General features: G+C 67.5%; 6 protein-coding genes, 1 tRNA gene and 1 pseudogene. 5 read left to right on the top strand and 3 right to left on the bottom strand.

From position 1 onward, the window contains the following. Nucleotides 1–144: 144 nt before the first annotated feature. Nucleotides 145–2,136, bottom strand: coding sequence for a TPM domain-containing protein (locus tag VGH54_RS27375; protein WP_331515270.1), 1,992 nt, complete (start codon nucleotides 2,134–2,136; stop codon nucleotides 145–147). A gap of 96 nt (nucleotides 2,137–2,232) precedes the next feature. On the opposite strand from VGH54_RS27375, the gene VGH54_RS27380 reads away from it, so the two are divergent. Genes VGH54_RS27380 through dnaG form a run of 3 tightly spaced genes read left to right on the top strand, consistent with a single transcriptional unit; the run spans nucleotide 2,233 to nucleotide 6,018 of the window. Beyond that, nucleotides 2,233–3,486 carry a deoxyguanosinetriphosphate triphosphohydrolase gene (locus VGH54_RS27380; RefSeq protein WP_331515271.1) on the top strand — a complete coding sequence of 418 codons (1,254 nt, stop codon included), beginning with the start codon at nucleotides 2,233–2,235 and terminating at the stop codon, nucleotides 3,484–3,486. Between the two features lie 23 nt (nucleotides 3,487–3,509). After that, nucleotides 3,510–4,064, top strand: coding sequence for a superoxide dismutase family protein (locus VGH54_RS27385; RefSeq protein WP_331515272.1), 555 nt, complete (start codon nucleotides 3,510–3,512; stop codon nucleotides 4,062–4,064). Between the two features lie 40 nt (nucleotides 4,065–4,104). Beyond that, complete coding sequence (gene dnaG / locus VGH54_RS27390; RefSeq protein WP_331515273.1) at nucleotides 4,105–6,018, top strand: DNA primase; 1,914 nt, start codon at nucleotides 4,105–4,107, stop codon at nucleotides 6,016–6,018. Here dnaG and VGH54_RS27395 read toward each other — a convergent pair. Further along, on the bottom strand, nucleotides 6,015–6,257 hold the full coding sequence (locus tag VGH54_RS27395) for a hypothetical protein (protein ID WP_331515275.1): 243 nt from the start codon (nucleotides 6,255–6,257) through the stop codon (nucleotides 6,015–6,017). The two genes, dnaG and VGH54_RS27395, sit on opposite strands and share 4 nt — an antisense overlap. Nucleotides 6,258–6,412: 155 nt before the next feature. Here VGH54_RS27395 and VGH54_RS27400 point away from each other — a divergent pair. Beyond that, nucleotides 6,413–6,485: transfer RNA gene (locus VGH54_RS27400), tRNA-Asn, on the top strand. A 9-nt stretch (nucleotides 6,486–6,494) separates the two neighbouring features. Here VGH54_RS27400 and VGH54_RS27405 read toward each other — a convergent pair. Beyond that, nucleotides 6,495–6,878 carry a DUF732 domain-containing protein gene (locus VGH54_RS27405; RefSeq protein WP_331515274.1) on the bottom strand — a complete coding sequence of 128 codons (384 nt, stop codon included), beginning with the start codon at nucleotides 6,876–6,878 and terminating at the stop codon, nucleotides 6,495–6,497. 82 nt (nucleotides 6,879–6,960) lie between these two features. Between VGH54_RS27405 and VGH54_RS27410 the strand changes: the two are divergent. Further along, nucleotides 6,961–7,512, top strand: a pseudogene (locus VGH54_RS27410) (bifunctional S-methyl-5-thioribose-1-phosphate isomerase/methylthioribulose 1-phosphate dehydratase); the annotation flags it as partial.

Consider the following 7,512-nt stretch of genomic DNA (forward strand, 5'->3'; position numbering starts at 1 on the left):
ACGGTTGGAAAACTCGTCTCAGTACTTTCGCGATTTTCGGCACTATTGGTCACATGATCAATATGATGGTGAACGTCGACGCGGCGGCTCACTAGGGCGTGGTGAGCTGCCGCGTCCACCATTTTGCGCAGAACCCGGTGTGTCCTAGAACCGGCCGCCGCCGCCCATGAAGCCGCCGTCGGATGAACCGCCGAACGACGTCGGGCCCCAACCGCCGCCGAACCCGCCGCCACCCAATCCGCCGCCGAGCATGTCGCCGATGATGATTCCGCCCATCATCGCGCCCATGTGGTCGCCGCTGCCGTAGCGAGAGGCGTACGCGCGCTGCGCGGACTGGACGTCGGCCTCGGCCAGCGACTGAGCCTGCGCCGCCAGTGATGCGGCGCTGTTGGCATGGGTGATCGCCTCGCTGAGGTCGGTCGGTTTCTTGTCCTGTGCCGCTTCGATCTGCCGGCTCGCTTCGGCCAGCCGGGTACGCGCCTCGGGTCCGATGCTGCCGCGGCGGTTGTCGATGTATTCGGACACGGCGTGCACCCGCGACTGCGCGGTGAACAACGCCTGTTCCAGCGTCCGAGTGAGCCGCTCGGCCGCTGCCTGTTCCTCGGCGACGGTGGCCAGCAGCCCAGTCAAGTCGGCGTTGGCTCTGGTCAATCCGGTGAACGAGGCCAGCGGATCGGATGAACCGTTGGTGCGGGCCAGGTCGAGAGCATGGGCTGCGGCCGTCCGTGCGCTGGCCAGATCGCGCAGGTGTGGTGCTTTGGCCTGCTGGGTGTTTTGCAGCGCGGTATTTGCGTGCTCGATGCCGGTCTGGATGTCGGCGATCAGGGACGGCAGGGTCGCGACCGCGTGCCGAATGTCGTTGGCGGCGCTGTCCACGGCGTCGAGCAACGAGCGGGCTTGTCCCAGTGACGATTCCGCGGCGTGCACCGCGTCGACGAGACCACTCTGCTCGCCGCTGACCGGCTTGGCCGCCAGTGCGCGGGCCCGCGTGAGGTTCTGGTCGGCGAAGGCCAGCCGGTCCTTGGCCGTCGTCACGTTGGTGGCCACCGAAGCCAATGCCGCGGAGTCGAACTCGTTGTGCAGCTCGGTCATTCGTTGCTCAGCGGGTGCGATGCGCGCGGTCAGGTCGACGACCTGTTGGGTCAGTGCGTCCAGGCGTGACGGCGCGTTGACCACCAGATCGCGCATTTCCTCAAAGGCTTCCCGCTGCGACTCCAGTTCGACATCGGCCCGCGCCGCGGCGACGATCACCTCGGTCAGCAGTTCGCGCCGCTGCGCCCGGGTTTCGGGTATCGCGTCGTCGAGCTGTTGACGCACGGTGAACGCCTGGGACAGAGCATCTTTGGCGTTGTCCACCGCACGGGTGAACGGCTGGGTTCGCTGCTCGCCGAACTCCTCGATGGTCAGCGCCAGCTCGTTGGCGCTGGTGCGCACCGCGTTGTCGACGTCGACGACCTTCCACCGGGACAGGTCGTCGAGCGCGCCCAACGACAATGCCGCCAACGCATCGGGGTCGGTGGCGTCGACTCGTCTCGCCGCGGCCAGCTCGGCGGCACGTCGCCGGCGCCGACGGTATCGGGTGAACACATACAGAGCCAGCGCCGCGACCAGGATTACGCCCAGCCCGATCAGCAGCGGCGCGGCGCTGGCCGACTGCTGGCCCCGGTCGAGGCCGATGGCCGCCGCGACCGCCGCGCCGCTCCAGTCGCCGCGGCGCAGTGCGGGTTCGATTTGGTTGCGTCGCAGATCGTCGACCTGACTGCCGCTGATCGTCTGCACCCGGTGGGGCACCAGGAACGCATAAGAATGGTCGACGGTCGCCACGGCGAGTATCGCGTCGAAATCGCCCAGATCGCTGGCGGCTCGGGTCTTCTCCGTCCAGCTCACCGCCGGTTGCCCGGAGAAATCGTCGACGAAGACCACCCACAGCTGGATGTGGCGATCGGAGTACAGCTTGCCGGCGGCCGTCTGAATCGCCGCGCGGCTTGAGCCATTCAGTGCGCCGATGTTGTCGGTGATGTAGCCGGACAGCCGGAACGGCGGCTGGGCGGTGGCCGAGGGCGCCACGATGAGTCCAGTGAGGGTGGTAATCAGCATCGCCATGAACACGGCGACCGAGCGGCGGAAGGTGCTCATGCTCGACAATCTAGCCCGGCGGCGAGCCGGGTCTCAGGGCAATCCATCCAGTGCACTGCGCGGCACCGCTGCCTGCGGCTGGCAGACTGGGCGTCGATGACTCAGCAAGATCCCTACGACGATTTCGACCGCGAGCGGATGGTGGCCGAGGCGCCGAAGATCGCGGGCTTGCCGGGCACCGACGGTCAGCGCCGCACCGACTTCGCCCGGGATCGCGCCAGGGTTCTGCACAGCGCCGCGCTTCGACGGCTCGCGGACAAGACCCAGGTCGTGGGGCCGCGGGAAGGGGACACTCCGCGTACCCGGCTTACGCATTCGTTGGAGGTGGCCCAGATCGGCCGGGGGATGGCGATCGAACTGGCCTGCGATCCCGACCTCGTCGACATGGCCGGCTTGGCCCACGACATCGGCCACCCGCCCTACGGCCACAACGGTGAGCAGGCGCTTGACGAGTTCGCGACGGCGTACGGCGGCTTCGAGGGAAATGCGCAAAACTTCCGGATCCTGACCGGCCTGGAGCCCAAAGTTCTTGACCTGCACGGGCATAGCGTCGGCCTGAATCTGACCCGGGCCGGGCTGGACGCGGTCACCAAATATCCATGGTCGCGGGACAAGCATCGACGCAAGTTCGGCTTCTACGACAGCGACCGCGGCGCCGCCGAGTGGATGCGCGACCGCGCACCCGCAGATCGGCCCTGCCTCGAGGCCCAGGTCATGGATTGGGCCGACGACGTCGCCTATTCGGTGCACGACGTCGAGGACGGTGTGGTCTCCGGACGCATCGACCTTCGCGTGCTCGCCGACGACGACGAAGCCATCGAGCTGGCCAAGCTCGGCGAGCGCGACTTCGCCGGCGTACATGCCGACGACCTGGCCGCCGCCGCGCTTCGGCTGTCGGGGCTCCCGGTCGTGGCCGCGGTCGGCAAGTACGACGCGACGCTGTCGGCCGCGGTGTCGCTCAAGCGATTGACCAGTGAGCTGGTGGGCCGGTTCGCGTCGGCGGCGATCGCGGCCACCCGTGCGGTCGCCGGACCCGGACCGCTGGCTCGCTATCGGGCCGAGCTGTCCGTGCCGGAGGTCGTGCGCGCCGAGGTTGCCCTGCTCAAGACGCTGGCCTTGCAGTTCATCATGTCGGATCCGCGACACCAGGATATCCAGGCGCGGCAACGGGAACGGGTCCATCGGGTGGCGCATGCGCTACTGGCCGGAGCGCCCAACACCCTTGACCCGGTGTTCATCCCGGCCTTCAACGCCGCCGCCGACGACGGTGGGCGGCTACGCGTGATCGTCGACCAGGTCGCCTCCTACACCGAGGGACGACTGGAACGAATCGAGGCCGCGCAGGCCTGAGGCTCAGGACTACGCTCCCTTTCATGGTCAAGCCCACTCTTGTTGTCGCCGCATTTTCAGTCGCCGCACTGAGCGCCTGTAGCTCGCATCACCCGTCGTCCACCGCGAGTTCCACGAGCGCTGCGCCAGGTGCGCAAACGCTCAGCACTGAACTGCACACCGCGGACGGACGGTCGGTGGCCACTGCCACGTTCGAATTCGCCAACGGCTACGCCACCGTCACCGTCAAGACGACGGCCGACCACATCCTGGCACCGGGATTCCACAACATGCATATCCACGGCGTCGGCAAGTGCGAGCCGAACTCGGTCGACCCGATGATGCCCGATCAGCGCGGCGACTTCCTGTCGGCGGGCATGCACTACCAGGCGCCCGGCCACACCGGGGAGCCGATGAGCGGTGACCTCGACCCCTTGGAGGTGCGTCAAGACGGCGCCGCCTACCTGGTGACCACCAGCGACGCGTTCACCCGGGACGACCTACTGGCCGGCAGCAAGACGGCGCTCCTGGTGCACGGCGCCGAGGGCAGCCCCGATGCCGAGAAGCGACTCGCCTGCGGTGTGATCGGCACCGGGTAATCCGGCGGGCCCGCGGACCAGACGGCTCTACACTGAGCCGATGGCCGGCCGTATCTCCGATCGCGATATCGCCGCCATCCGCGAGCGAGTCCGCATCGAGGATGTTGTCGGCGACTACGTCCAACTGCGCAGGGCGGGCGCGGATTCGATGAAGGGCCTCTGTCCCTTTCACGACGAGAAGTCGCCGTCGTTTCACGTGCGGCCCAACCACGGCCACTTCCATTGCTTCGGCTGCGGCGAAGGCGGCGACGTGTATGCCTTCGTCCAGAAGATCGAACACGTGAGCTTTGTGGAGGCCGTCGAGCTGCTGGCCGACCGGATCGGGCACACGATCAGCTACACCGGGGCCGCGGCCACCAATGTCCAGCGCGACCGGGGGAGTCGCAGTCGGCTGCTCGCCGCCAACGCCGAGGCGCTGGCGTTCTACGCGGCGGCGCTGGAATCGCCGGAGGCCCAGCTCGCGCGAAAGTACTTGACCGAGCGGAATTTCGACGGCGACGCCGCGCGTCACTTCGGCTGCGGCTTTGCGCCGTCGGGCTGGGATTCGCTGACTAAACACCTGCTGCGCAAGGGTTTTGAATTCAAAGAACTCGAGGCGGCGGGCTTGTCGCGAGAGGGTCGCCGTGGCCCGATGGATCGATTCCACCGCAGGCTGCTCTGGCCGATCCGGTCGTCGGCCGGCGAGGTGATCGGGTTCGGCGCGCGACGGCTGTTCGACGACGATCCGATGGAAGCCAAGTACGTGAACACGCCGGAGACCTTGCTGTACAAGAAGTCGTCGGTGCTGTTCGGCATCGACCTGGCCAAGCGCGAGATCGCCAAGGGGCATCAAGCCGTCGTCGTCGAGGGCTACACCGATGTGATGGCGATGCACCTGGCCGGGGTGAAGACCGCGGTGGCATCCTGCGGCACCGCGTTCGGTGACGAACACCTGGCCATGCTGCGCCGACTCATGATGGACGACAACTTCTTTCGCGGTGAGCTCATCTATGTGTTCGACGGCGACGAGGCGGGCAAGGCAGCGGCGCTCAAGGCGTTCTCCGGTGAGCAGCAACTGGCCGGTCAGTCCTTCGTCGCGGTCGCAGCCGACGGCATGGACCCGTGCGACCTTCGGTTGGCATCCGGTGACGGCGCACTGCGCGATCTGGTGGCGCGACGAACTCCGTTGTTCGAGTTCGCCATTCGCACAACGCTGAACGACATCGATTTGGACAGCGCCGAGGGCCGAGTATCCGCGCTGCAGCGTTGTGTGCCGATCGTCGCCCAGATCAAGGACCCGACGCTGCGTGACGAGTACGCGCGGCAACTCGCCGGCTGGGTCGGCTGGGCCGACGTCGCACAGGTCATCGGCCGAGCCCGCGAACAAGCGAAAAGCCCGACGGCGCAAGGTCGCGGCAAACCCCGTCGACCCGTCGCCATGCCAGGGGCCGGCGAACTGCGCGCGACGGCCGAATCCCTTCCCAACCCAAAGGATCCCACGCTGTGGCCGCAGCGCGAGGCGCTCAAGTCGGCCCTGCAGTATCCCGCGCTGGCCGGACCGGTGTTCGACACGCTCACCGTCGAGAGCTTCACCCATCGCGGGTACGCCGCGGTGTGGACGGCCATCGAAGCCGCCGGCGGCACCGCGGCCGGCATCATCGGGGCCGAATGGCTCGACGCAGTGCGCCAGAAAGCGCTCTCTCCGGCCGCCGCTGTGCTGATCAGCGAGCTTAGCGTCGAAGCCATCCGGGTCGACGACGACGAGAAACTGCCGCGCTACATCGCCGGCGTGCTGGCCCGTCTGCAAGAGGTGTGGGTCGGCAGGCAGATCGCGGATGTCAAGTCCAAGTTGCAGCGGATGTCGCCGGTGGAGCAGAGCGACGAGTATCACGCGCTGTTCGGCGATCTGGTCGCGATGGAGGGCTACCGCCGCAGTCTGCTGGAGCAGGCCAGCGGCGACGATCTCACCGCTTAACGATTGGGCGCCTCGCGCTCGACCACGGCGGTCGCATCGTCGATCTCGGTCAGCGTCACCATCCGCGCGTCCGGCGACACGCGATTGGCGACCTTGCGCCGTCCCGCTTCGATCATCGACTTGGCGGCGGGGCTGCTGGTCAGGGCGCGGTAGGTGCCGACGATCTGGTCGTAACGGCGCCGACCGGCCTTTGTGCCCAACACATAGCCCACTGCCAGCACGATGACGTAACGGATCAAAACGGTCCCTTCCGAGGTTTGCGTCTCTGCGTCCATCCTGCCCCATGGCCGCGGTTCGGTGCCTCCCGGCGGGCGATCGGTCAGGTTGGGCGCGCACAAGCCAGTACGCTAGAGTCTCCAGCGATCCGCGCCGATGTGCCGCGGACACCAGGTAGTCCCCTGTAGCTCAATTGGCAGAGCATTCGGCTGTTAACCGAAGGGTTGGTGGTTCGAGTCCACCCGGGGGAGCAAGTACCTCTAGCGCCCGCCGACGCCTGGGAACGGCGAAGCACTTTTCGTCGGCGTGCTGGACTTGTTCAGGTAGTCCGGACAGTAGGCGCTCGATGCCAGCGCCGCGAACTTCATCGCGCCGCCGGAATTCAAACCCGGATTGAGCATGCTCAACTTGTCGACGACGTCCTTTTCCGACGTGCCCGAGTTCATCAGGTCGCAAGCCATCTTCCCGGCCGCGATGGCGCTCGAGCCATTGGTGTACGTCATGCCGGCCTTGTTGAGTGAGTCGAGGAACGTCGCGTCGGCTGCCGGGTTGTCCGGCACGCTCGGTGGCGGCGGGTCAGCCAGCGCCGGCACGGCCAGACCGACCATGGTGGCCACGGCGGCAAGTGCAAGAGACAGTCGCATCGGCTCATTGTCGGCCAGATCTGCCTGGTTGTCCTGTTAAGAATTCTGGCCGCGGGCTCGCAGTCGGGGTTGGATGGGGTGTGTGACCACACTGGAGTCGCGATCCGAGGCGGTGGCGGAAAGCTCGATCACCTGGGCCGACGGCGCATTGCTGGCCATTGACCAGCGCCTGCTGCCGGGCGAGTTGCGCTGGCTGCGGATCACCGGCGTCGACGAGCTCATCGACGCGATCAAGACCCTGGCCATCCGGGGTGCGCCGGCACTGGGGGTGGCCGGCGCGTTCGGTGTGGCGCTGGCGGCGTACACGCACGTCGGCGACACCGACACGACGACGACGGAAGCCGCCCGGATCGCATCGGCCCGGCCCACCGCGGTGAACCTGGCCTGGGGTGTGCGACGAGCGCTGGCCACGTTGCCCGCGGGCCCGGATGCCGTCCTCGCCGAGGCCCAGCAGATGCTGGCCGAGGACGCGCGGGTCAACCGGATGCTTGCCACCCATGCCGCCGACCTGGTGCAGCGGCTGTGTCCCGATCGTCCGCTGCGGGTGCTGACGCATTGCAACACCGGTTGGCTGGCCACCACCGCGGTCGGCACCGCGCTCGGGGCGCTGCGGGTGCTGCATGCTCGCGGCAAG

Source organism: Mycobacterium sp., from assembly GCF_036488105.1.
Taxonomy (GTDB): Bacteria; Actinomycetota; Actinomycetes; order Mycobacteriales; family Mycobacteriaceae; genus Mycobacterium.